Below are 24,998 nucleotides of genomic sequence, written 5' to 3'. Positions count from 1 at the left end.
TACTTCCCTACTCCCTACATTGAAACGAGGCTCTAAATCATGACAACAACCAACACACCCACCACTAACGAAGAGAAGAAAGAACTACTTAAAGAAATTATTGAAGCTTACCCAGAGAAAGGTGGTAAGAAACGGGCAAAACACCTCAACGTTTACGAAGAAGGAAAATCTGATTGCGGAGTTAAATCCAACATCAAGTCTGTTCCTGGAGTAATGACCACTCGTGGCTGCGCTTATGCAGGTGCAAAAGGTGTGGTTTGGGGCCCAGTCAAGGATATGATCCACTTAAGTCACGGCCCTGTTGGTTGCGGTTACTATTCCTGGTCAGGTCGGCGTAACTATTACATCGGTGTTACTGGTGTTGATACCTTTGGTACCATGCAGTTTACCTCCGACTTCCAAGAAAGAGACATTGTATTCGGTGGTGACAAAAAACTGGCGAAACTGATCGATGAAATGGAAACACTCTTCCCCTTAAGCCAAGGGATCACGATTGAATCTGAATGTCCTATTGGTTTGATTGGAGATGACATCGAAGCAGTTGCCAAGAAGAAAGCTAAAGAAATCGAAAAACCAGTAGTACCTGTACGTTGCGAAGGTTTCCGGGGTGTTTCCCAATCTCTAGGACACCACATTGCTAACGACACAGTAAGAGACTGGGTACTACCCAAAGCAGACCAATATCGCAAGACTCCCGAAGGTTTTGTTCCCGGCCCTTATGATGTCAACATTATCGGTGACTATAACATCGGTGGAGACATTTGGCCTTCTCGGATTTTGTTAGAAGAAATCGGCTTGCGCGTACTTTGCCAATTCTCTGGTGATGGTACATTTAACGAAGTAGTGATGACACCGTTAGCAAAACTGAATTTAATTCACTGCTATCGATCGATGAACTACATCTGCCGTCACATGGAAGAAACTTACGGTATTCCTTGGATTGAATACAACTTCTTCGGCCCAACTCAAATTGCTGACTCCCTACGGAAAATTGCCTCGAAATTCGACGAAACAATTCAAGCCAAAGCAGAAGAAGTTATCGCCAGATACCAACCCCAAGCCGAAGCAATAATTGAAAAATATCGCTCACGTTTGGCAGGCAAAACCGTAATGATGATGGTGGGTGGTCTGCGTCCACGTCACGTTATCCCAGCCTTTGAAGATTTGGGAATGCACGTAGTTGGTACAGGTTACGAATTCGGTCACAACGACGACTACAAACGTACTGCGGAATACGTTGAAGACGGCACCATTATTTACGATGACGTTTCTGGTTACGAATTTGAGCAATTAGCGGAAAACTTGAAACCAGATTTGATCGCTGCTGGAATTAAAGAAAAATATGTCTTCCACAAGATGGCGTTACCATTCCGGCAAATGCACTCCTGGGATTACTCTGGCCCATATCACGGCTATGACGGATTTGCAGTGTTTGCACGCGACATGGATTTGGCAATTAATAACCCAACTTGGAGTTTAATCAAAGCTCCTTGGAAGAACGAAGATTAAGGACTAGTTTGGGGACAAGGGGACAAGACAATTAGTAGGGTGCGTCAGACCATAAATCTGATCGACAGTATAAGGGTTTTAGCATCTGACGCACCCTACAACTCAAAACTCAAAACTCCCCAAACTCCCCAGGCTGAACACTACAAAAAAAAGTCCAGACAGCGAAAAAATTAGGAGAAAAATCATGGCTCAGAACGATCTAAATAAAGTTGCCGACCACTTTGACCTATTCCACCAACCTGAATATCAAACACTGTTCGAGAACAAAAAACAGTTTGAAGGCAGACATTCGGATGAAGAAATTGCCCGTGTAGTTGAGTGGACAAAGACTTGGGAATATCGGGAAAAGAACTTCTCTCGTGAAGCGTTAACAGTTAACCCGGCGAAAGCTTGCCAACCTTTAGGTGCGATTTTTGCGGCGGCTGGTTTTGAAGGAACTTTACCTTTTGTACATGGTTCTCAAGGTTGCGTTGCTTATTTCCGTAGCCACTTAACTCGGAATTACAAAGAGCCATTTTCTGCTGTTTCTTCTTCGATGACTGAAGATGCGGCGGTGTTCGGTGGCTTGCAAAATATGATTGAAGGCTTGGCGAATTCTTATGCTCTTTACAAGCCCAAAATGATTGCTCTGTGTACAACTTGTATGGCAGAAGTAATCGGTGATGACTTGGGTGCGTTTATCACTAACTCGAAACAAGCGGGTTCTGTTCCGGTAGATTTCCCTGTTCCTTTTGCTCATACTCCTAGTTTTGTGGGTTCTCACGTCACTGGTTATGACAATATGATGAAGGGGATTCTGACTTGCTTGACTAAGGACAAGAAGACAGAAACCAAGAATGGTAAATGGAACTTTATTCCAGGTTTTGATGCTTATACCAGCAATATTCGGGAATTGAAGAGAATCTTCAATTTGATGGGTGTTAATTACACGGTTTTGGCTGATAATTCGGATTCTTTTGATGCTCCGAATGAAGGCGAATTTGTGATGTACAATGGTCTGACAACTTTGGAAGAAGGTGCAGATTCGATTAATGCTGAAGGTACGATCGCATTGCAAGCTTACTCCACAGAAAAAACCCTGAACTACATCAATAGTGAGTGGGGACAAGAAACCGCAGTTTATCGCCCAGTTGGGATTCGCGGAACTGATGAATTCTTGCAAGCGCTTTCTAAGATTACCGGACAACCGATTCCTCGCGAATTGGAAATTGAACGGGGTCGTGCTATTGACGCAATGAATGATTCCCAATCTTGGTTACATGGCAAGCGCGTTGCGATGTACGGTGATCCTGATTTGGTGATGGGTTTGATTAGCTTCTTGTTGGAAGTTGGTGCAGAACCAGTTCACATTGTTGTTAGTAACAGCAATGAAAAATTTGAAGCTGAAGCCAAAGCATTGTTAGCTTCTAGTCCTTATGGTGCAAATGCTACTATTTGGGGTGGCAAAGACCTGTGGCATTTAAGAAGTTTGCTGTTCACTGAACCAGTTGATTTGTTGATTGGCAACTCCTACGCTAAATACTTGTGGCGTGATACTGGTGTGCCCCTGGTTCGGATTGGTTATCCAATTTTCGATCGCCACCACATGCACCGTTATCCTATCTACGGCTACCAAGGTGCGTTGAACCTACTCAACTGGATTGTCAATACCATTCTCGATGATTTGGATCACAGAACTGACATTCCTGGTAAGACTGATATCTCCTTTGACTTGATTCGGTAGAGGTGATTGGGGACTGGGGACTAGGTACTGGGGACTGGGTAATTCTCTTTTCCCTGCTCCCCTGCTCCCCTGCTCCTCTGCTCCTCTGCCCCTGTACCCCTCTATACCTGGTTTTGATAACAATGTCTACTATTACTCACGATCACGATCATCCGATTCCCAGAGGCCGCCCTGGGTTTGATATTTTATTTCCTTTGCGGCGTTGGGTGGATAGTTTAAGGGTAAGCGATCGCAAATTAGCGCATTTACTTTGTACTTTGATTCCTTGCTGCTGCCCTTTTGAAAGAGATGTGACTTTGTTCGATCGGACTTTTCATATTCCCCCACTTTGTAAATTGAATCCTCTCTATTACGAATTTGTTGCTCTACGCCTCCGTGCCCTTAGTTATCTCGCTGATGATTGCGGTGAAGATGTTACTAAATATATCTGTTAGTTAATAGTCATTTGTTATTCGTCATTTGTGAATATTTCTGCAAAAACGATGATTGATGACTGATTACCTTTCATACCAATGACCAATAACTAATGACCAGTAACGAAGATGAAAATTACTCAAGGTAAAATCGCTGAACTGCTCAACGAAAAAGCTTGCGAACATAATCACCACAAAGACGGCGAAAAGAAGAATAAAGCTTGTAAACAACAAGCTCAACCTGGTGCTGCTCAAGGTGGTTGTGCATTTGATGGTGCTAGTATTGCTTTAGTACCTGTTACTGATGTGGCGCATTTGGTTCATGGACCGATCGCTTGTGCCGGAAATTCTTGGGGAAGTCGCGGTAGTCTTTCCTCTGGCCCAACTATTTACAAGACAGGTTTTACCACTGATTTAAGTGAAAATGACATCATTTTTGGTGGTGAAAAAAAGCTCTACAAAGCTATTTTAGAAGTTCAAAATCGTTACCAACCAGCGGCGGTTTTTGTTTATTCAACCTGCGTTACTGCGTTGATTGGTGATGATTTGGATGCAGTTTGCGAAGCTGCTGCTCAAAAAACTGGAATTCCGGTAGTTCCGGTTAATTCTCCTGGTTTTGTTGGTAGCAAAAACTTGGGTAATCGCATCGGTGGCGAGACATTATTAGAATATGTTGTCGGAACTGCGGAACCAGAATATACTACACCATTCGACATTAATTTAATTGGGGAATACAACATTGCTGGCGAAATGTGGAATGTTACTCCCCTATTTGAAAAGTTAGGCATTCGGGTTCTCGCTAAAATTACAGGTGATGGTCGTTATCGAGATATCTGCACTGCCCATCGCGCCAAATTAAATGTCATGATCTGCTCAAAAGCATTGATCAACATGGCGAGAAAGATGGAAGAAAAGTATGGGATTCCTTACATTGAAGAATCTTTCTATGGCGTTGAGGATATCAATCGCTGCTTGCGAAATATTGCCGCTAAAATTGGCGATGCAGATTTACAAGAACGCACCGAAAAGTTAATTTCTGAAGAGACAGAAAAGCTTAATCAAGCCCTTGCGCCTTATCGCGCCCGGTTACAAGGTAAACGAGTGGTACTTTACACAGGTGGTGTAAAAAGTTGGTCAATTATTTCTGCTGCTAAAGATTTAGGTATGGAAGTAGTGGCTACTAGTACGAAAAAAAGTACTGAAGAAGATAAGGCGAGAATTAAAGAATTGTTGGGCAAAGATGGCATCATGCTAGAAAAGGGAAATGCCTCCGAATTGCTGAGAGTAATTGATAAAACTAAGGCAGATATGTTAATTGCCGGAGGACGAAATCAATACACAGCTTTAAAGGCAAAAATTCCTTTTCTTGATATTAACCAAGAACGCCATCATCCCTACGCAGGTTATGAAGGAATGGTGGAAATGGCAAGGGAATTAGACGAAGCACTTCACAGTCCTATTTGGGAACAAGTACGTCAAAGAGCACCTTGGGATTAGGGACTGGGGACTGGTAATTGGGGACTGGGGAATTTCCCTTTCGCTCTACCAATTGCTATCATAAACCACCTATTACCGACTACCTATTACCAACTACTAATTACCGAAAGAAATGGCTACTGTACTTAACCCAAAAAAATCTGTTGCTATTAATCCTTTGAAGCAATCTCAACCGCTAGGTGCAACGTTAGCTTTCTTAGGTTTAAAGGGAATGATGCCGTTACTTCATGGTTCCCAAGGTTGCACAGCTTTTGCCAAAGTAATGTTAGTGCGGCACTTCCGAGAAGCGATTCCTTTAAGCACTACGGCGATGACGGAAGTAACGACGATTTTAGGGGGAGAAGATAACGTTGAAACGGCAATTTTAACTTTATTAGAAAAGGCGAAACCGGAAATTATTGGACTTTGTACGACGGGATTAACGGAAACTAGAGGGGATGATATGGAAGGCATTCTCAAAGATATTAGAGAACGCCGGGAAAGTATCAAGAATTTACCTTTAGTTTTGGTTTCTACTCCTGATTTTAAAGGGGGGTTACAAGATGGTTTTGCTGCTGCTGTCGAAGGGATTGTTGGTCAGATTCCAGAACAGGGTGAAAGGCAAAAAGATCGAGTAACAATTTTGGTGAGTTCGGCGTTTACGCCTGGGGATGTGCAGGAGATTAAGGAGATTGTAACTGCTTTTGGGTTAAAGGCGATCGCCATCCCCGATCTTTCTCAATCTCTAGATGGACACTTATCAGAAGGTGACTTTAGTGCTGTTACCACTGGGGGTACAAGTGTTGCTGATTTAAAAAGTGTTGGTGCTTCGGCTTTCACGTTAGCTTTTGGTGAGAGTATGCGAGGTGCGGCGGAGATTTTACAGCAAAGATTCGGCACTGAATATCAAGTTTTTCCTCGCTTGATGGGTTTAAAAGTTGTCGATGATTTTCTGGTAAAATTATCTCAATTAAGTGGGCAACCTGTACCGGAAAAATATCGCCGCCAACGTCGTCAATTACAAGATGCTATGTTAGATACTCACTTCTTTTTTGGACGAAAGAAAGTATCTTTAGCATTGGAACCAGATTTGTTATATTCCCTTAGCTGTTTTTTACAGGAAATGGGGGCGGAAATTCAAGCTGCTGTTACTACTACTCAGTCACCTTTATTAGCCAAAATTCCCGTGGAATCTGTGATAATTGGGGATTTAGATGACCTGGAAAATTTAGCTTTTGGGTCAGATTTATTGATTACTAATTCTCAAGGTTCTAGAGTTAGCCAAAAGTTGGGGATACCTCTTTACAGACAAGGTTTTCCGGTGTACGATCGCTTAGGTAACGGTTACTTTTCTTCAGTTGGTTATCGCGGCACTACAGAGGTTTTATTCCGCATTGGCAACATTTTGTTGGAAGAAGAAGAAAGCAAACACCATCATTAAAATATTTCTATTCTTCTGGTAATTTTTGAAAGAGAGGAGTACAATTATGAAAATTGCCTTTGCCACAAATGATAAAATTCATATTAACGCTCACTTTGGTTGGGCAAAGCAAATGACAGTTTATGAGGTGTCAACTGAAGGTTATAAATTAGTAGATACCCTAGAGTTTGAAGGCGATCTCAAAGAAGATGGATCGGAAGATAAACTAGTTCCCAAACTAGAAGCTTTAGCTGATTGTACAATTGTTTATGTTTCCGCAATTGGCGGGAGTGCAGCTGCGAGATTAATTCGGAAAAATGTCACTCCAATTAAGTCAAAAACTGAGGAAGAAGAAATTGTTGAGATCCTGCAAAGGTTAGTAGAAACCTTAAAAGGAAGTCCGCCACCTTGGTTAAGAAAAGCACTGCAACAAAAGGAAAGAAATTTCGCTGAGTTAGAAGCGGAATAAATACACCCAAACAGAAAAAAGTTAGGCATTTATCAAAAGGAAAGTAAAGTACAATGACGACCACTGAAACTACTCCCCAAAGTACTGATATACAAGAATTGATTAATAGTACGCCGTTTCTCAAAGAATTGGTACGCCAAGTTCGCGCCCATGACGCTTATGGGAGTTATCGCAATTGGTCGGATGAATTAATTATCAAACCTTTGGTTGTTACCAAAGAGCAAAAGAAGAAGATTTCGGTAGAAGGAGAAGTCGATCCAATTACTAAGTCAAGGATTGCTACTTTTTATCGTGCGATCGCCTCTAGAATAGAACAAGAAACAGGCTTACTCTCGCAAGTTGTCATTGACTTGAGTCATGAAGGTTTTGGCTGGGCATTAATTTTCTCCGGTCGCCTCTTGTTGGTATCAAAAACTCTCCGTGATGCTCAACGTTTTGGCTTTGAATCTTTTGAAAAATTGGCGGCTGAAGGTGATAAAATTGTCAATTCTGCCATAGAATTAGCTGCCAAACATGGAGAAATTGCCCAGCTTTAGTCAATGGAGAAAAACCAATGGTGCAAGCAGATATTCCCGCTTCTAGCCAACTGACAATTGAGGAATTAAAAACCAAAATTAAACGCCTCAATAGCAAAGGTGGACAACTAAAAATGGAACTTCATGATTTAGCAGAAGGTTTACCAACAGACTTCGAGCAAATCATGGAAGTAGCTTCCAAAACTTACGAGCTTTATCGCGAGTTAGACGAACTGAAAAAAGAACTAAAAGCACGGGAGCAATAAAAATGACACAAAGTTTAGCTGAATTTCGCAAACTCACTGATGCTGAACAATATTTTCAGTTCTTTGAACTCCCTTACGAGCAGCAATTGGTAAATGTCAATCGCTTGCACATTTTGAAAAAGTTCTCTCAGCTAATGGCAGAAATTGATGCTAATTTTCCTAATGATAGTGACGAAGAAAAATTAGCCAAATATAAGGATGCCTTGATCGATGCTTATAACTTATTTATCACTTCCTCTGGAGTTGAACAAAAGCTCTTCAAAGTGTTCAAAGAGAAGCCAAAAAATGTAGTTCTACTCTCAGATTTAGAAGCTAAGTAAGGAGAATTAAAGTGTTGAACCTTACACCCACTGAAATTGAAAGATACCATCGCCAAATGATGCTTCCTAATTTTGGGGAAGTCGGACAAAGAAAACTCCGCCAAGCGACCGTATTAGTCACAGGTGTAGGGGGATTAGGCGGTACGGCGGCGCTATATTTGGCGGTGGCTGGAGTTGGTAGACTGGTGCTAGTTAGGGGCGGTGATTTGCGCCAAGATGACATGAACCGTCAAATTTTAATGACGGATGATTGGGTAGGAAAACCGAGAGTTTTTAAAGCAAAGGAAACTCTTTCTGCGATCAATCCTGACGTAGAAATTGAGGCAATTCCTGAGTATGTTACCCCGTCAAATGTGGACTCTTTAGTATTACAAGCAGATGTCGCCCTTGACTGTGCTCATAACTTTGAAGAACGCGATTTGTTGAATGCTGCTTGTGTGCGTTGGCGGAAGCCAATGGTAGAGGCGGCGATGAATGGAATGGAGGCTTATCTAACTACAATTATTCCTGGGGAAACTCCTTGTTTATCTTGTATTTTCCCCGAAAAACCTAATTGGGATCGGCGCAGTTTTGGTGTTTTAGGAGCAGTTTCGGGAACGCTAGCTTGTCTGACAGCGTTGGAAGCAATTAAGGTAATTACTGGGTTTGAAAAGCCTCTATTATCTGAGCTTTTGACTATGGATTTGGGAACGCTAAATTTTGCTAAACGTCGCCCCTATCATGACCCTAATTGTCCTGTTTGTGGCAATAAAGGTTAGTAGTAACTAGATTTTTATCTTGAATCAATTACCGTTCACCTATTTCTGATCTGGAGGAGATTTTATGACCGTTAATTTGACTGAAAAAGCAGCATTTCGGCTTCGCACTTTCTTAAGAGCTTCTAATGCAGAAGACCCAACAGCTGCAAGGAAAGCTGTAAGATTAGCAGTAGGTGATGGCGGTTGCAGCGGTTATGAGTACAAAATGAATATTACCAGCGAATCTGCTCCTGATGATTTGGTAATTGAAGAAGATAGTGTATTGTTTTACATTGACAAAGAAAGTGCGCCTTTATTAGAAGGAATTGTTATTGATTTTGTCGATGGTTTAACTGAGTCTGGTTTTAAATTTCTCAATCCTAACGCAACAGAATCTTGTGGCTGCGGTAAGTCTTTCAAAGTTGGAGATTGCAGCCCCGCAGGTGTTCCTTGCAGTTAAATATACTGTTCACGGTCATAAAGTAGGGGCGAAGCATTCCGACAGTAATTTGTTGGTTATCGTCAAATATATCTACCGGAATGCTTCGCCCCTACAAATGAAAAACAAGAGTTTGTGGCGATAACCAGATTACTGAAATTGCAGAATTGTCCGAGGTTCCGAAAATGACTACCTACAAAGTACGTTTGATTCAAAAAAAAGGCAAAAATATCATCTCAGACCAAACAATTGAAGTCGATGAAGATACTTATATTTTAGATGCGGCTGAGGAACAAGATATAGAGTTACCTTCTTCTTGTAGAGCAGGTTCTTGTTCTAGCTGCGTTGGTAAAGTTACAGAAGGAGAAATAGATCAATCCGATCAAAATTTCTTGGATGACGATCAAATGGCTAAAGGATTTGCGCTGCTTTGTGTTACTTATCCTCGATCGGACTGTACGATCGTCACTCATCAAGAAGCCTACCTAGTTTAAGGTGCGTTTTGCGACTGTTTCTATCAAGAAGTCGTAGTTTCTAACCCAAATTCTACGACTTCTCAAATCTAAAACCTTTTAACTGTCAGTTTGACATGGGTGAAGGAAGAAAATGAGGAAACATTTTCGGTGGTATTTGTTAGCTAGTTTGGAAATACTATTTTATTTACTAATTAGTTTTAATTTGACAAGTTCCCCAATTGTACCCGATCAGTCTACTGTACTTTTCCGAGAAATTTTACTTCCTTCAACCCAGGCACACTAAAAATCTTTACGCTACTCTTGTCGGTGTTAGCCCAAATCCAATGATTAGTGAAGAATACTTAGCTCATGAGTTTGCTAAGGTAGTCGATCGAATTAACCCCAAAGTAGGAAAATTACTCCAAAGCTGCTATGTAAAAGTAGCTGAATTTTCCGTTAAAAGGCTCCGTAAACGATTTTACTATATCACTATATATTGTCCAGATAATGTAATTATTGAATTACAATCTGAGAAAAACTTACTCAAAGATATTGCCGAAAACATGGGCTTAATCGATGTAACTTGCCTTAATGCTACAAAGTTATTGCACGATCCTTTATCTCGATTGAAGGAAGATCATCCCCATTTATGGATGGAACTATATTGGATAGCTGCACATTTTAAATAATTCTAAACACTGGCTTTTGCTGAATTAATTTAATCAACTATATGTTACTCTATAATTGTCATAATCAATCACATTTTTTCTAGCCCCTGACCATCTTTCCATCAAAATATTACTATTTAGTTAAGTATTTTGAGATAGAAGTAAGGGGTTTTTTTATTGTCAAATTTACTGCTCGGTCAAGTTGAAGCTACTTCTATAGCACTAGATAAAAAAATTGTCTGAGGTATTAAGGTAAGAATAATGAGCAACAAATCAGCAAAAAATGAGCGAAAAAAAATTGGCTGAGATAGTTGTCAGCTAGGGAAAAAACTACGCTCAGCCGTTGATATTCTAATCTACAGCTACCATTACATCTGAAGATTTAATCACAACATAAGCTTCTTTGCCTTCGGAAACTCCGAGATTTTCAGCTGAAGCTTTGGTGATTACAGATGTGACTTCTACGCCAGGAGCAATTTCTACAACAATTTCTGTATTAATTGCACCCGGACTAACTTTTTTAACTGTTCCTTTCAGTGTGTTGCGTGCGCTAATTTTCATTTTTAAACCTACAAGGGTAAATTTCTTGCTCAGTTATCGTAGCAGATTATTGCACTAGTTATTTCGCCAATAAAGTTAAGAATCCATAACATTTAATGTTCTACGGCAATCATGACATCTGAGGATTTAATTACGACGCAGACTTCTTTTCCGGGGGCGATCGCAAACCTTTCTACTGAAGATTTAGTAATTACAGATACAATTTCTACATTAGGGGCAATCTCCACAATTACTTCTGCGGTAATATCACCAATTAACACCTGTTTCACCTTACCGCGAATGTTGTTCCGGGCGCTAATTCCCAACACTTGATAGTTAGAAGGAACGGGTGATTTTACCTCAGATACACTAGGAGAATTTTGCGAAATTTTTTGCCATTGTTGGGTTAAACCGCGAACTAACTCCCGCAATACTTCAGTTTTAGAGCGTTGCGATTCCTGGCAATACTGCTCTAATAGATTGCGTTCCTCTTCCGAAGATTGAAAAGTAATCCAACCTTGTTCTTTTCTAGGCATAGACATTCCCCAACTTTGTTGGTATAGTAATTTTATCCATTGGCTCGATCATACCAATAAGCCTGGAGCAATTGTTCTTTGGCTGTCGCAGCCAAACAAGTTTCTGTTGCTAATAAAATGACAAAAAGACGAATTATTGCCTTTATTGGTTGGATACTTGCTGCCTTAATTGTAGCGGTTGGAATTGGGGTGCTGAACCAAAAACCACTCACCGCCCAGTCTAACTCCACAATACTAGTTTCAGCCGCAGCGAGTTTGAAAGATTCCTTACAAGAAGTTAAGCAATCTTATCAGAAAGCAAAATCAAACATCACAGTTAATCACAACTTTGCTGCTTCCGGCACTTTGCAGCGACAAATCGAAAATGGTGCGCCTGCGGATGTGTTCATTTCTGCGGCGCAAAAGCAGATGGATGAGTTGCAAAAAAAGAATTTGATTCTACCAGAAACCAGACGCAACTTGCTGACTAATAGCATAGTCTTAATTGTGCCGAAAAACTCTAACAAAGTCACCAACTTTCGCGGTTTAACATCTCCCAACGTGAAACGGATTGCGGTTGGCGAACCTCGCAGCGTGCCAGCCGGACAATACGCTGATGAAGTGTTTAGAAATTTGGGAATTTTAGAGCAACTAAAACCAAAGTTTACTTACGCTAACAGCGTTCGCAACGTTTTGGCAGCGGTAGAAAGCGGAAATGCTGACGCGGGTGTTGTTTATGCTACAGATGCCAAGATATCAAATCAAGTAAAAGTAGTAGATACTGCGGCAGCAAATCTGCATTCTCCAATAGTTTATCCAATGGCAGTGCTCAAAAATAGTAAAAATGTAGCAGCTGCTAAGGAATATGCTCAGTTTTTGCGGAGTGCTAATGCCAGCAGTATCTTTAAAAAGTACGGATTTGGGATGGCGAAGTAGGAGTGAGAATTGAGTGAATGCTAGGGATTGGCTACTAACTGACGGTGGCATCTGCCAAGCTTGTCAACCTGTTAGAGAGTGGGAATTATTACGGGAAGAATATCGCTTTTATCGTTTTCTTACAGAAATCGAAGATGTATTAAATCAAGCTTCAGAGGAAAGCAGTTTTTTACCAAAAATTCGGCGCTTAGTACGTCAGTTAGTCCTCAATTCTTACTGGGTGCAAACTCAATTTTTAGAAGCTTCTCCCAAAACAGGTGTTTCTGTATTAATTTTGTACGATGAAATCGGTTTTCCCTTAACAGTACAAACAGTTACCTTCGCTCCGGGAACGGTTTCTAACATTCATAATCATGGAACTTGGGGAGTAGTAGCGATTTTAAAAGGTCGAGAGAAAAATACCTTTTGGCGGAAAGGCAATCATCCAGATTTTCCCCATAAAGTTGAAATGGTAGGAGAAAAAATTTTAGAACCAGGTGACATTATTAGTTTTACACCGAATGCGATTCACAGCGTCGAAGCTATTGGTGATGAGCCGACAATTACCTTTAATATTTATGGTGAAACTAATAGTGCTAATCGCTTTGAATATGATTTGACAACTGCCACAGCGAAGAAGTTTTGAAATAGTATAACTAAACCGATGCCTAACGATTTATCCCCTTTGTGGATTTCTTTAAAAACTGCTTCTGTAGCTACAGTAGTAACTTTCTTTTTGGGAATTTTTGCGGCTTATTGGATGTTAGGCTATCGGGGGAAAGGAAAAGCAGTAATTGAAGGAATTTTTGTGGCTCCTTTGGTTTTACCACCAACGGTTGTGGGGTTTTTACTGTTAATGTTGTTGGGGAAAAATAGCCCGGTTGGTCAAATTTTACAGTATTTAAATATTAGTATTGTGTTTACTTGGCACGCTGTAGTAATTGCTTCTACGGTTGTGGCTTTTCCGTTAATGTATAAGACTGCTTTGGGTGCTTTTGAACAAATTGATGGGAATTTACCAAGGGTAGCTAGAACTTTGGGGGCTTCAGAATTTAGTATATTTTGGCGGGTAAGTTTACCTTTGGCTTTACCGGGAATTTTGGCGGGGGCGACTTTGGCTTTTTGTCGGGCTTTGGGTGAGTTTGGCGCTACTTTAATGTTAGCGGGAAATATTCCTGGGCAAACGCAAACTTTGCCGATCGCGATCTATTTTTCTGTAGAAGCTGGAGCAAATCAAGAAGCTTGGATTTGGGCTTTAACAATTATCGCTATTTCTTTCTCGGCAATTACTAGTGTCAACTTTTGGCAACAAAAAAGACAAGGAAAATCAACAGTTACTAAAATTAATCAACGCCTAGAACTAACACCAATTACCAATTACCAATTCCCAACTAATAAAACTGAAAATTCCGGTTTATTTGTCGATATTCAAAAAAGATTAGCTGATTTTACTTTAGATGTAAGTTTTAGTAGTAGCGATCGCCCTTTGGGTTTGTTAGGCGGATCTGGTGCGGGGAAAAGTATGATTCTGCGCTGTATTGCGGGAATGGAAACACCCGACAGAGGACGAATTGTTTTGCATGGGAAAGTGTTGTTTGATGCGCGGAAAAAAATTAATGTACCTAGTCGCGATCGCCAAATCGGTTTCCTGTTCCAAAATTACGCTTTATTCCCTCATTTAACCGTCGCCCAAAATATCGCTTTCGGTTTACCCAAAGATACACCAAAAACGAGAATTAAAGAACTAGTAAACGCGCAATTGGCGAAAGTGAGATTGACGGGATTTGGCGATCGCTATCCCCGGCAACTTTCTGGAGGCGAACAACAAAGAGTTGCTTTAGCCAGAGCTTTAGCCAGTAATCCCGAAGTATTATTATTAGATGAACCTTTTTCCGCCCTTGATACTTATTTACGGGCTCAATTAGAAGAACAATTGCGCTTAGTTTTAATCGAATATCCCGGCGTTACTTTAATGGTTTCCCATAATTTAGAGGAGGCTTATCGAGTTTGCGAAAATTTGTTGGTGCTCGATCGAGGAAAGGCGATCGCATCTGATACCAAACAAAACATTTTTGAACATCCCGGAAACTTCCGCGCCGCCCAAATTACCGGATGCAAAAACTTCTCTCGCGCCGTCGCTCAAAATTCCCAAGAAATAGAAGCAATTGATTGGGGTTGCAATTTAAAACTAATCGAACCCATTCCCGAATCTTTGGCTTATGTGGGAATTCGCGCTCACCAAATCAGTTTCCCCAAAGATCCTAACTCAGAAAAATCCGAAAATACCTTTCCCTGTTGGTTAGCCCACACTAGCGAAACTCAACACCGAATGACTCTTTTCCTCAAACTAAATTCTCCTCCCCACAGCCCGGAAGATTACCACTTACAAGCGGAGGTTTTTAAAGAAAAATGGGCAAGTTTGAAAGATCGCTCCTTTCCTTGGCAAGTTCATTTGCATCCGCTTAGACTAATTTTGATGTCAGAGTAAGGGAGGTGAAACTATTAATTTTATTTTTCCGTTTGTCCTGCTGAAGCATTTACTACGAAATTGATACATAAAGTGTATAATTTGACAATCGGGAGAATTGCTGTAATATTTTTCTGTTATCCTTGCTACTCTTTGAAATTTTAAGTTTGATTTTCTACAATTTAGTGGTAGTAAGGTTTTGGGAAAGTTTAATAAAGTTTATCAATGCTTGGGAACTATTGAGGCTTTTTTAATAGGAATCATTGACGATAACCTAATTAATCAATTATTAAAACATTCTGTAGTTAGTTAAATTGGTGCGATCGGGATTTTTCTACTTGTCAATAAACAAGCTAATTCTAACAATTTTTCTTAGTGGGGGTACTAGTATTTTTGAGTAGTTTTGAAATATAAAATTTTTCTAAAAAAGTTCATTAAAAACTTTTTTTCTAGCAATTGTTTTTGTTTCTTAACATTGAAATCTCTAAACTATAAAGGTGCGTAGTACAGTTAAATTGCTGGTAATATATTAATGGGTTAGGTTTTCCGCAAAAATCCAAACCCAAGCCCTGAAGAGTAAAGAATTGAGGAAGAAATTACGAACTCCGGGCTAGTTCCCAATTGCAGAGGTAAAAATAGATTTTCCCTCAAATGCGATCGCAAAAAAAGTAATTCTTCCCCAAAAAAAACAGCCCTAAACATCAGTTACTTGGGTGAACCCAGGTTCCCTGAAGGGGCTGCACAAAAAGTAAAGTTCCTATTACTATCATATCGAAATCTTTTCAGGGGAGTTGACAATTTCGTAACAATTGCAGCAAGTGACGAAAATTTCTTTTGCTGGTGTAATCATAATTTATGGAGCGGTGAATCATGAAAGCTAAAGATATTATGACCCAAGATGTAGCAACTATCCGCGGTTCTGCAACAGTAGCGCAAGCAGTTAAGTTAATGAGACTGAAAGAAGTAAGGGCGTTAATTGTCGAAACTCGAAGTGAAGAAGATGCTTATGGTATAGTCACCGAAACAGATGTAATTGCCAAAGTTGTCGCCTACGGAAAAGATCCCAAACAAGTGCGTGTTTCGGAAATAATGAGCAAGCCTTGTATTGTAGTTAATCCTGACTTGGGAATTGAATATGTATCTCGGTTATTTGCTAATACTGGTGTATGGCGTGCGCCAGTAATTCAAGGTGAATTAATGGGCATAATTTCTGTCACCGATATCCTGAATAAAGGCGATTTCATTGAACAACCAAAATTAGAACATTTAGAACAAGAACTGCAAAAAGCAATCTCCAACGCTCGTGCAACAAATGCCAGCTTGGGCGCTCAATCAGAACAAGCTGTAAAAGCTTGGGATTTGGTAGATGAAATTGAAGCTGAAATGTTATTCTATGGCGCACCCAAACCAGAAAAAAGCGCCAGAGAATTGTTCCAAGAACCACAGGTAGCAGTCATGAATTAAAAAGTATTTCCTCAGTTTCTCAAATTAAAAAAGCTGGCTCACCTTCACACTCTGACCTGAGAAATTGAGGGAATTGGAAATAGGCAAAAGGAAGAAGTACCACCTTTTTCCTTTTGTTTTTCTTCATTAGGTTTTGTCAAAATTACTCAATCCTTAATTTTCTGCCTATCAAATTTCTTGTTTTGATAGGTTTTTTAGTTGTAATCCTACAAAGCTTTTTCCCATTCTAACTGATGACTTAAACCGTATTTAACAAAGTCTTCTGCTGGAACTTTATCGTTTTTCCCAAACACCCCTAAACTATAAGGATTTTCTTGCATTCTTTCTTTGACTAATTCCTGTTCAAATTTATTTACTTCGGCTCTGGGTTTATCAGTTTTAAAGAAATCTACAACCAAAACAGTTCTGTCATAGTCGGTGTAATTATGCGGACAATGAGGATAGCTATGATCTAAAACTAAAAATTCGCCTTCATGCCAATAAAGCCGATCGTGGCATATTTTCATTGCCACATCTCCTTGAGGTACAATTAATCCTAAATAACCGCGATTCGTATGTGGGTTATAGTTAACATGAAGTTTCACATCTAACCCTGGATGAAATGTGCCAAAATAAACGTTTCTTAAAATATTATCAGTGAGTTCGTTGGTTTTGCCGATCGCACTACTCAACCGAGGAAAATATCTTTCTCTTAATTTCCATGCTTTTTCCGGTACATCTTGTAAGTCATATTGGGGATATTTGATTTGATGAACTCGAATATATTCCTCAATAAATATCCCTTGAAATAACACCCCAAAAGCACTATATTTGGAGTTACCTTTAGTTTTAATCGTTTTATTTTTTGGCCCCATTACATCAAGACTAAACTGCAATTCTTCTTCAGAAGCTTGATTCTTAAAGTTGGTAAATTCATCTCTAATTACTTGCCAGTTTTCTTGTAAATGATTCAAAAAAGTAAACTGTTTGGGGTCTAAGTTATATTCGGTAAACGTTGTCATTTTCTTTTCTCCTGAGTTTGAGTGAGCGTTATAGTTAAGTTTAAATGATTTGCCAGAAATATTTTTGAACCACGTTCGCGTAGCGTGTGCGTGGTTCAAAAAAGAATTAGCCCGGATTTGATACCACAATTGATTTGGGATTGCTATATAATTTTGATGTTAGAAGTTTTATTTTAAATGAATAGTTTAACTCACTTTAACCAGAGGCGCTATGTCTGAAAATCTATTGCTGGATAGAATTATCAAAAATGTCCGCGTAGTTCGTCCCAATGAATCATCGGTGGAATGTTTGGATTTGGGAATTAAGGACGGTAAATTTAGTCAGATTTCGCCACAAATTAGCCCGGAGCAGGGTAAAGAAGTGTTTGACGCGCAAAATTTGCTGGGATTTCCCGGTGTTGTTGATGCTCATACCCATGTGGGGATTTATCAACCTCTTGAACAAGATGCGATTACCGAAAGCAAAGCAGCAGCAATGGGCGGAGTAACAACCACTCTGAACTATATTCGCACGGGTAAATATTATCTGAATAAAGGTGGTTCTTACAAGGAATTTTTTCCTGAAGTATTAGCTTTGTCAAAGGGCAATTTTTTTGTTGATTACGGTTATCATATCGCGCCAATCAGTCCCCAGCATATTGAGGAAATGCAGTGGTTATTTGAGGAACATGGAGTTGCTTCTTTTAAAATTTTTATGTTTTATGGCGGATATGGTTTGCATGGATTGTCGGATCAGCAAAATTTGTTTTTAATGATTAATAAGGACGATCGCTACGACTTAGCACACTTTGAATTTATCATGCGGGGATTGTCCCAACTCCGAGAACGCTACCCCGATAAACAAAACATAATTAGCCTCAGTTTGCATTGTGAAATCGCGGAAATTCTCAATGCTTATACTAAAATTGTTCAGCAAGATACTACTCTCACCGGACTTAATGCTTACAGCGCCGCCCGTCCTCCCCACTCCGAAGGATTAGCAATTTGTATTGCATCTTATTTGGCTTACGAAACTAATTGTGTCAACATTAATTTACTGCATCTTAGTTCCCGCAAAGCTGTAGAAGCAGCATTAATGATGCAAAAAACTTTTCCTCATATTAACTTTAAACGAGAAGTTACGATCGGTCATTTATTATTAGATGTAAATGCACCGACAGGTAAATGGGCGAAAGTTAATCCGCCGATTCGTCCCCGTGAAGATGTGGAATTTTTATGGAATGCAGTATTAGAAAATCAGATAGATTGGATTGTCAGCGATCACGCTTGTTGTTCGGCGGAACAAAAGGCAAGTTTGCAAGATCCGAATAATATATGGTTAGCTAAATCTGGTTTTGGAGGTACAGAATATTTACTTTCTGGCGTAATTAGTGAAGGCAGCAAACGGGGAATGTCTTACAATCAAATGGCTAAGTTACTATGTTGGAATCCCGCCCAAAGATATGGTTTAGCGCAAAAAGGAGACATCGCTATTGGCTATGATGCTGATTTAGTATTAGTCGATCCTAATGAAACTTTTGTTGTTCGCGCTGCGGAATCTTTTTCCCAACAAGGCTACACTCCTTTTGAAGGAATGGAGTTAACAGGAAAAGTGAAAAATACATTTTTGCGCGGTAATTTAATTTTCGATCGCACTCAAATAATCGGCTCTCCCCAAGGAGTTTATTTAAAGCGATCGTTAGAATAAAAAGTACGTTGTTGCGCTTTGGCACCCTTATCTAGCGCCAAAGCGCAAGCACCTGCAATAACTCATTTTTTGATGGGAATTGTTACTCCGAATCAAAGTGTAAATTAGTAACACCTAAATCAATACCAGCGCGATCGCTTCCTACTGGAAAAGCAGTCACTTCAAATAAATAATCTCCCACTAATTGCGGATTCTGTTCAGCTTGCAATGCAACTGTTACTTTTTCTCCCGGTGCAACAGGTCGATCGAACACCACAGTAATTACACTAGGATCTGCAACTTCCGATCCTCCAATACTAGCTAAAGGAAGTTCTGGCCCACCAGCAAAACTGCCACCAATAAACGCCCGGTTTTTGCTCAGATCGAATCTAATAGTTTCTGCATTGTCTTTTTGCGCGATCGACACAGCTTGCAAAGGTCTTCCATTCTTAGGTACTTGAATTGTAAAGTGATAAGTTGCAGGAACATTTATCTGGTAGCAGCTAGTGGCAGCGCGAACTAAGCGACAAGAACTGCTAGAACTAGTCTCCTGTTTGTACAGAGGAGAGGCAACAGTAGGCGAAGTCAATAAAGGAGTAGGTAAAAATAGCCCTAATAACAAAGTTCCTGCACTTAGAAAGTAAGCATTCCGTGGCGATATGATAAATTTGGTAAATGCTTTAGACATTTATTTGGCTCCAACTCTTCTTATATAATTATATTACCATATAGTTATGTATTTTAGACAACAATTTCGATCGATTTTTGAACGATCGACCGCAGCATATTAGGCAAACAGAAAACTAAAGCGATCGCACACAACTATTAAATATGTAATCAAGTTCCTAATCTTCCTCTTCAGGCGGACGAGTCAAGATATCAAAAATAATTGCTGCACCAAACTCATTTTTAAGATCGACTTCCTTAACTCGTGCCGTTGCTACCTTCGCCTTTTCCAGTTCCCCCATTTTCGCCAACACAAAACCCGAAGCAGCATAAGCATTAAGAAATAATCTAATTTGGGGGTCTTGCGATCGACTTAACAAAATAGGCTTCAACTCTTCCCAATCATCAGGAAAACTTTCCGCATCTTTAATAATATTCATTACCTTTTCCGCCACTCGTAAAGCTTGCGGATACTTATATTTATAAACAAAATAACGATAAGCAGTAACTAAAACCTCTGGATTATCAGTTTTTGCCAAAGCCTCATTAATATACTTTTCCGACTCCCCAGTATTATGCCAATTTTTCGCCGCCAATACCAACAAATCTTTCACATCAGCGGGAACATCATACCAAGAAAAACTTCTATCTGTAACTTGCATAATCTCATACCTAATAACACAGCTAATTTTATTTGTAGGGTGCGTTACGCTATCGCTAACGCACCATTTCCCCTCGCTTAAAACATCGTCAAAATGTACAGCAAAGTAAACAAAACGATCCAAATAATATCGACAAAGTGCCAATAAATTTCCGCCATTTCGATCCCAGTATGCTTAGTAGCAGAATAATGTCCCGATCGACGAGAACGCCACAGCACACCTAAAATTAACAACAGACCCACAAAAACGTGCAACCCGTGAAAACCTGTCATTAAGTAAAAGCAATTAGAAAAGATATTAGTAGTCAAACCATAACCTAAAGTTAGGTATTCATAAAGCTGACCACCCAAGAAAATTGCTCCCATTAAAGCAGTCACAGCATACCACAATCTCATTCCATTCAGATTATTCTTTTTAATTGCAGTATCGCCCAAATGAATAACGAAACTACTAGAAACCAGAATGAAAGTATTAATTGCGGGTACTAATAACTCAACTTCCGTACCTTCGGGAGGCCAATTTACTGCGCCACCACGATAAACTAAATAAGAGACAAAAAAGCCCCCAAACATTAAAGATTCAGAAGCCAAAAAAGTCAACAAACCCCAAACTCTTAAATCGGGATGTCCCTCATGATGAGCAACTGCTGTAGTTGCTGCTGGATCGACAGAAGAATTAAGAACTTCTGATGTTTCAATTGCGCCTTGCATTGTACCTCCTAGCAATTATCAATGATTTGTAGTTAACTCAAGGTTTTGATCCCCCCTAACCCCCCTTACCAAGGGGGGAACTAGAACTCCCTTTTTTAAGGGGGGAACCAGATTTAAATTTGTTTCAAAGTCCCCCTTTTTCAAAGTCCCCCTTTTTCAAAGTCCCCCTTAATAAGGGGGATTTAGGGGGATCAAAACGCTTAAACACAAACCACTAATTAAAATTAACTTACAGATTCAGTCACTTTATCAGTAGTCGCACTACGACCATTCATACCATAATCGTAAGGGCCATGAGTTACCACTGGTAAAACTTCCCAATTTTCGATTAATGGTGGTGAACTAGTAGTCCATTCTAAACTGAGTCCATCCCAAGGATTATCTCCTGCTTTTTCCCCATACATCCAACTCCAAAGAGCATTAAAAAAGAAGGGAATTACCGAGATTCCTAAAAGTATCGAACCAAAGGTACAAAGCTGGTTCAAAGTGATAAATTGGGGGTCATACATAGCAACGCGCCGCGGCATTCCTTGTAATCCCAATTCGTGCATTGGTAGAAATGTCAAATGAGTGCCAATGAAAGTGAGGACGAAGTGAACTTTTCCCCAAGTTTCATTCATCATTCTTCCGGTCATTTTCGGGAACCAATGATAGATTCCCGCGTAAATACCAAAAACAGAACCACCAAACAAAACGTAATGAAAATGTCCCACAACATAATAAGTATCGTGTACGTGAAGGTCAAAAGGTGCAGTTCCTAAAGTTACGCCAGTGATGCCACCAATGACGAACATTGATAACAAACCAATGGCGAATAACATGGCAGATGTATAGCGAATTTTACCGCCCCAAAGTGTTGCTACCCAACCGAAAATTTTCACTCCCGTAGGTACAGCAACAATTAAAGTTGAGATGGTAAAAAACATTCGCATCCAGGGGGGTGTTCCGCTGGTAAACATATGGTGTACCCAGACGAATAACCCGACAAAACAAATTGCTAAACTGGAATATGCGATCGCCTTATACCCAAAAATTGGTTTTCTGGCGTGTACCGGAATAATTTCCGACATAATGCCGAAAATTGGCAGAATCATCAAATAAACAGCGGGGTGAGAATAAAACCAGAATAAGTGCTGGTAAATAATTACATTTCCCCCAGCGTCAGGTTTAAAAAATGACGTACCAAAATTGATATCAAAAAGTAGTAATACCAATCCCGCCGCTAATACTGGAGTTGAAAAAAGTGCTAATACCGAAGTTGCTAAAATTGCCCAACAAAATAAAGGAACTTGAGTCAACTGCATACTCGGAACGCGCATAAATAGGATGGTAACAACAAAGTTTACCGAACCTAAAATAGAAGAAGTTCCCACCAAAACAATACTCAAAATCCACATCGATTGACCGATGTTATTTGTAATTAAACTCAAAGGTGGGTAAGCAGTCCAACCAGTTTGGGAACCGCCGAAAAAGAAACTAGCAAGTAAAATTGCGCCTGCGGGTGGATTTAACCAAAATGCGATCGCATTTAACTTCGGAAATGCCATATCTCTAGCGCCAATTAACAAAGGCACCAGAAAATTACCAAAACCCCCAATTGCGGCAGGAACAATCCACAGGAAAATCATAAAAGTCCCGTGATTTGTTAAAAAAGCATTGTAGAGAGTTGGCTCGATAAAATCCGAGTCGGGAGTTAGCAATTCCGCACGCATTGCCAACGCCATCAACCCACCAATTAAGTAAAAGAAAAAAGCTGTCACCAAATATTGAATACCGATGACTTTGTGATCGACATTGAAAGTGAAATAGTCATACCACTTCCAAGCTTTTGGGTGTTCCTTTGCGGAATCACCTGACATACCTGGTGGAGTATTTAAGGGAAGTTGTGCTTGTGCCATAAACCGTTTGTCGTCTGCTAAAATCAGCCTCTTATAAGAAAATTCTCTGACTAATTGTTTCGTCAATTGTCATTTGTCCTTTGTCTTGGATTTTCTCCCAATGACTAATGACGAATCACTAATGACCAATTTAGTCAGAGACTTTATTTACTCATGGAGGAAACTATTGCACCAGGATGTAAATGAATTAAAGAATGAGCATCAATTCCCATTTCTTTAGCGTAAGGTGCAAGAAACTCTGAAGTTGGTAAATCAGCGGGATTAGCTGCCACAATTTGACTTGATTCTTGTTGCTGCGCGATCTGATTTTCTGTCATCCAACTTTCAAATTTTTCCGGTGTTTCAACGATCGCTCTTGCTCTCATTCCACCGTGATAACTACCGCACAATTCCGTACAAACGATCGGGAAATCTCCCTCTTTTGTAGCGACAAATCTCAACTGAGTTGGTTGTCCGGGAATCGCATCTTGTTTAATGCGGAATTGTGGTATCCACAAAGAATGGATCACATCAATAGCGGTAATATTAAGTAGCACATCTTTACCTACTGGAACGTGCAATTCGCCGCTAGTAATTCCGCTGTCAGGGTAATTGAAAATCCAGGCATACTGCATTGCCGTGACATCTACAACCAAACTAGCTGCTTTGCCTTCTTCCTCTGGTGCCGCACCAATGCCGTACTTTCTCTCTACAGGTTCCTTAGCTGTTTGCGCTACCATCCCTTCAGAATCAGCGATTATCGGTGCAGCTATAGCACTTCCCGGCATTTTCGCAATTGCAGAAGATCCACCGTGATGATGTGCTACCATCTCGTAACCTGCCGGATCGAAACCGCCCATTGCTCGGTAAACTTCTACACTGTAAATTCCTAAACCAATCACAATTATTGCCGGAATTGCTGTCCAAAAAATTTCGACAGAGAAGTTGCCTTCGATCGGTACACCATCACTATCATCACCTTTGCGGTGCCGATACTTAATCGCAAAAATTAAAATTGCACCCTCAACCACAATAAACAATGCTGTAGCAATTGTCACCATGACATTGAAAAAACCATCTACCAAAGGCGCTTGTTGCGAAGCTTGTTCGGGCAACAAATGATGGTTTTGACCAACCCAAAGGCTAACAAATGCAATGACAACCCCTGCTACCAAGGTTAAGAGTGAAACGGGAATTTGTTTCATAGATATTTTTCCTTGATTGGGGCGACTCTCATCCTTAAGGTAGAGTAGTCGCCTGTGCAAATGGAGATATTTCTACCATTTAGCACTTGTTTCCTACTCTTATTTAAGGTAAAGGCATAAGTGATTTGCTGTCTCGTTCGTAACTATTTCTTAATAGCTGCAAGTAATCCTACTTAATTTAAGCGATCGAAAACCGGATTATTAGCAGTTTGGAGCGAAATCACTAAGAAGAAATGTATTGCATTTAACAAAGCCGATTTTAGATTTTGCGCTCAGGCGAGTCAAAGTCAAAATCTAAAATCGGAAAACAGTCAAAGCAGAAAACATCAATTTAGATCTAATGGGCCATGAACATGACACTTTTTCGGACAAACTCTAGAACAAGCTTCACAACCAATACAATTATCAGCATTGACGATCGTCATTACCTTACGAAGACTTTCTTCTTCATCCTCATCTTCAATAAACTCGCCATCTTCATTAACTGATTTTAATTCCATCACCCCGCGTCCACAAGCCTTAAAGCATCTGCCACATCCCAAGCAAGTAGCAATTTTAATATCCTGAATAAATTGTGGTGTCCAAGTTTTACCGCCAAAGGTTGTTGCTGTTAGTACCGCCATGAGTGTTTCTCCTTTGAACTAAAATAATTAGTGCGTGTTTGTCTCCTGATATTTGTTTATATCAGACAGCTTTTTTTGCTAGTTTCCCAGCACGGCAGATCAAACTTATTAAATTAATTAAGCTGCTACTCAAAGCCTCTAATTTCCTCTTTATAAGCACTTACAAATTTTCTTGGGGTAGGGGTACTAGTATTTTTCGGATAGGGTACGAGTATTTTTTCAGAGGGGGTACTAGTATTTAAATACTCAATTTTTTGTGATTAAATATACAATTTTT

The 24,998-nt window shown here is 40.0% G+C and carries 27 protein-coding genes; 18 read left to right on the top strand and 9 right to left on the bottom strand.

Going from position 1 to position 24,998, the window contains the following annotated elements:
- Positions 1 to 39 precede the first annotated feature (39 nt).
- The 13 genes from nifD to ACE1B6_RS28890 all read left to right on the top strand — a co-directional run bounded on the left by nifD (position 40) and on the right by ACE1B6_RS28890 (position 10,431).
- Positions 40 to 1,509: a nitrogenase molybdenum-iron protein alpha chain gene (gene nifD, locus ACE1B6_RS28950; protein WP_413260774.1), complete on the top strand. Its 1,470-nt coding sequence runs from the start codon at positions 40 to 42 to the stop codon at positions 1,507 to 1,509.
- Between the two features lie 184 nt (positions 1,510 to 1,693).
- Complete coding sequence (gene nifK, locus ACE1B6_RS28945) at positions 1,694 to 3,232, top strand: nitrogenase molybdenum-iron protein subunit beta (protein ID WP_413260773.1); 1,539 nt, start codon at positions 1,694 to 1,696, stop codon at positions 3,230 to 3,232.
- Positions 3,233 to 3,354: 122 nt separating this feature from the next.
- Entirely contained in the window at positions 3,355 to 3,666 is a 312-nt protein-coding gene (locus ACE1B6_RS28940) for a Mo-dependent nitrogenase C-terminal domain-containing protein (RefSeq protein ID WP_413260772.1), read from the top strand.
- Positions 3,667 to 3,774: 108 nt separating this feature from the next.
- Positions 3,775 to 5,142, top strand: coding sequence for a nitrogenase iron-molybdenum cofactor biosynthesis protein NifE (gene nifE / locus ACE1B6_RS28935; protein ID WP_413260771.1), 1,368 nt, complete (start codon positions 3,775 to 3,777; stop codon positions 5,140 to 5,142).
- Between the two features lie 112 nt (positions 5,143 to 5,254).
- Positions 5,255 to 6,562 carry a nitrogenase iron-molybdenum cofactor biosynthesis protein NifN gene (gene nifN, locus ACE1B6_RS28930; protein ID WP_413260770.1) on the top strand — a complete coding sequence of 436 codons (1,308 nt, stop codon included), beginning with the start codon at positions 5,255 to 5,257 and terminating at the stop codon, positions 6,560 to 6,562.
- Positions 6,563 to 6,608: 46 nt separating this feature from the next.
- Positions 6,609 to 7,010: a nitrogen fixation protein NifX gene (nifX, locus tag ACE1B6_RS28925; protein WP_413260769.1), complete on the top strand. Its 402-nt coding sequence runs from the start codon at positions 6,609 to 6,611 to the stop codon at positions 7,008 to 7,010.
- Positions 7,011 to 7,063: 53 nt separating this feature from the next.
- Positions 7,064 to 7,546, top strand: coding sequence for a NifX-associated nitrogen fixation protein (locus tag ACE1B6_RS28920; RefSeq protein WP_413260768.1), 483 nt, complete (start codon positions 7,064 to 7,066; stop codon positions 7,544 to 7,546).
- A 17-nt stretch (positions 7,547 to 7,563) separates the two neighbouring features.
- A complete protein-coding gene (locus ACE1B6_RS28915) occupies positions 7,564 to 7,791 on the top strand; it encodes a CCE_0567 family metalloprotein (protein ID WP_413260767.1) in 228 nt (75 codons plus the stop codon).
- Between the two features lie 2 nt (positions 7,792 to 7,793).
- Positions 7,794 to 8,111 carry a nitrogenase-stabilizing/protective protein NifW gene (gene nifW / locus ACE1B6_RS28910; protein ID WP_413260766.1) on the top strand — a complete coding sequence of 106 codons (318 nt, stop codon included), beginning with the start codon at positions 7,794 to 7,796 and terminating at the stop codon, positions 8,109 to 8,111.
- 11 nt (positions 8,112 to 8,122) lie between these two features.
- Entirely contained in the window at positions 8,123 to 8,869 is a 747-nt protein-coding gene (locus ACE1B6_RS28905; RefSeq protein WP_413260765.1) for a HesA/MoeB/ThiF family protein, read from the top strand.
- Positions 8,870 to 8,933: 64 nt separating this feature from the next.
- Positions 8,934 to 9,308 carry a HesB/IscA family protein gene (locus ACE1B6_RS28900; protein WP_413260764.1) on the top strand — a complete coding sequence of 125 codons (375 nt, stop codon included), beginning with the start codon at positions 8,934 to 8,936 and terminating at the stop codon, positions 9,306 to 9,308.
- A 164-nt stretch (positions 9,309 to 9,472) separates the two neighbouring features.
- Positions 9,473 to 9,781: a 2Fe-2S iron-sulfur cluster-binding protein gene (locus ACE1B6_RS28895; RefSeq protein ID WP_413260763.1), complete on the top strand. Its 309-nt coding sequence runs from the start codon at positions 9,473 to 9,475 to the stop codon at positions 9,779 to 9,781.
- Between the two features lie 305 nt (positions 9,782 to 10,086).
- Positions 10,087 to 10,431: a hypothetical protein gene (locus ACE1B6_RS28890; protein ID WP_413260762.1), complete on the top strand. Its 345-nt coding sequence runs from the start codon at positions 10,087 to 10,089 to the stop codon at positions 10,429 to 10,431.
- 330 nt (positions 10,432 to 10,761) lie between these two features.
- Here the strand turns inward: ACE1B6_RS28890 and ACE1B6_RS28885 are convergent, their stop codons facing one another.
- Together ACE1B6_RS28885 and ACE1B6_RS28880 are read right to left on the bottom strand one after the other, a co-directional pair.
- Positions 10,762 to 10,971 (bottom strand): TOBE domain-containing protein, encoded by a 210-nt coding sequence (locus ACE1B6_RS28885; RefSeq protein WP_413260761.1) that lies wholly within the window; start codon positions 10,969 to 10,971, stop codon positions 10,762 to 10,764.
- 92 nt (positions 10,972 to 11,063) lie between these two features.
- The gene (locus ACE1B6_RS28880) at positions 11,064 to 11,486 is read right to left on the bottom strand and encodes a TOBE domain-containing protein (RefSeq protein WP_413260760.1); all 423 of its coding nucleotides are present in this window, start codon (positions 11,484 to 11,486) and stop codon (positions 11,064 to 11,066) included.
- Positions 11,487 to 11,603: 117 nt separating this feature from the next.
- Between ACE1B6_RS28880 and modA the strand changes: the two genes are divergently transcribed.
- From modA to ACE1B6_RS28860, 4 genes are all read left to right on the top strand, one after another.
- Positions 11,604 to 12,401, top strand: coding sequence for a molybdate ABC transporter substrate-binding protein (modA, locus tag ACE1B6_RS28875; RefSeq protein WP_459563124.1), 798 nt, complete (start codon positions 11,604 to 11,606; stop codon positions 12,399 to 12,401).
- Positions 12,402 to 12,414: 13 nt separating this feature from the next.
- Positions 12,415 to 13,026 (top strand): cysteine dioxygenase family protein, encoded by a 612-nt coding sequence (locus ACE1B6_RS28870; protein WP_413260758.1) that lies wholly within the window; start codon positions 12,415 to 12,417, stop codon positions 13,024 to 13,026.
- 18 nt (positions 13,027 to 13,044) lie between these two features.
- Positions 13,045 to 14,868, top strand: coding sequence for a molybdate ABC transporter permease subunit (modB, locus tag ACE1B6_RS28865; protein ID WP_413260757.1), 1,824 nt, complete (start codon positions 13,045 to 13,047; stop codon positions 14,866 to 14,868).
- Between the two features lie 849 nt (positions 14,869 to 15,717).
- Positions 15,718 to 16,311: a CBS domain-containing protein gene (locus ACE1B6_RS28860; protein WP_413260756.1), complete on the top strand. Its 594-nt coding sequence runs from the start codon at positions 15,718 to 15,720 to the stop codon at positions 16,309 to 16,311.
- A 206-nt stretch (positions 16,312 to 16,517) separates the two neighbouring features.
- Here the strand turns inward: ACE1B6_RS28860 and ACE1B6_RS28855 are convergent, their stop codons facing one another.
- The gene (locus ACE1B6_RS28855) at positions 16,518 to 17,312 is read right to left on the bottom strand and encodes an aspartyl/asparaginyl beta-hydroxylase domain-containing protein (RefSeq protein ID WP_413260755.1); all 795 of its coding nucleotides are present in this window, start codon (positions 17,310 to 17,312) and stop codon (positions 16,518 to 16,520) included.
- 211 nt (positions 17,313 to 17,523) lie between these two features.
- Between ACE1B6_RS28855 and ACE1B6_RS28850 the strand changes: the two genes are divergently transcribed.
- The gene (locus ACE1B6_RS28850) at positions 17,524 to 18,999 is read left to right on the top strand and encodes a dihydroorotase (RefSeq protein WP_413260754.1); all 1,476 of its coding nucleotides are present in this window, start codon (positions 17,524 to 17,526) and stop codon (positions 18,997 to 18,999) included.
- A gap of 82 nt (positions 19,000 to 19,081) precedes the next feature.
- Here the strand turns inward: ACE1B6_RS28850 and ACE1B6_RS28845 are convergent, their stop codons facing one another.
- The 6 genes from ACE1B6_RS28845 to fdxB form a co-directional block, all read right to left on the bottom strand.
- Positions 19,082 to 19,666, bottom strand: coding sequence for a DUF2808 domain-containing protein (locus ACE1B6_RS28845; RefSeq protein WP_413260753.1), 585 nt, complete (start codon positions 19,664 to 19,666; stop codon positions 19,082 to 19,084).
- 157 nt (positions 19,667 to 19,823) lie between these two features.
- Positions 19,824 to 20,306, bottom strand: a complete 483-nt coding sequence (locus ACE1B6_RS28840) for a hypothetical protein (protein WP_413260752.1) — start codon at positions 20,304 to 20,306, stop codon at positions 19,824 to 19,826.
- A gap of 77 nt (positions 20,307 to 20,383) precedes the next feature.
- Positions 20,384 to 21,016 carry a cytochrome c oxidase subunit 3 gene (locus tag ACE1B6_RS28835; RefSeq protein WP_413260751.1) on the bottom strand — a complete coding sequence of 211 codons (633 nt, stop codon included), beginning with the start codon at positions 21,014 to 21,016 and terminating at the stop codon, positions 20,384 to 20,386.
- 224 nt (positions 21,017 to 21,240) lie between these two features.
- Positions 21,241 to 22,914 carry a cytochrome c oxidase subunit I gene (gene ctaD, locus ACE1B6_RS28830; RefSeq protein WP_413260975.1) on the bottom strand — a complete coding sequence of 558 codons (1,674 nt, stop codon included), beginning with the start codon at positions 22,912 to 22,914 and terminating at the stop codon, positions 21,241 to 21,243.
- A gap of 143 nt (positions 22,915 to 23,057) precedes the next feature.
- Complete coding sequence (locus ACE1B6_RS28825) at positions 23,058 to 24,098, bottom strand: cytochrome c oxidase subunit II (protein WP_413260750.1); 1,041 nt, start codon at positions 24,096 to 24,098, stop codon at positions 23,058 to 23,060.
- A 326-nt stretch (positions 24,099 to 24,424) separates the two neighbouring features.
- Positions 24,425 to 24,721 carry a ferredoxin III, nif-specific gene (fdxB, locus tag ACE1B6_RS28820; protein WP_413260749.1) on the bottom strand — a complete coding sequence of 99 codons (297 nt, stop codon included), beginning with the start codon at positions 24,719 to 24,721 and terminating at the stop codon, positions 24,425 to 24,427.
- Positions 24,722 to 24,998: the final 277 nt, after the last annotated feature.

Source organism: Floridaenema fluviatile BLCC-F154, from assembly GCF_041929135.1.
Classification (GTDB): Bacteria; Cyanobacteriota; Cyanobacteriia; order Cyanobacteriales; family Aerosakkonemataceae; genus Floridanema; species Floridanema fluviatile.
The sequence above is the reverse complement of the archived record's forward strand: the minus strand, read 5'-3'. Positions and strand labels throughout refer to the sequence as shown.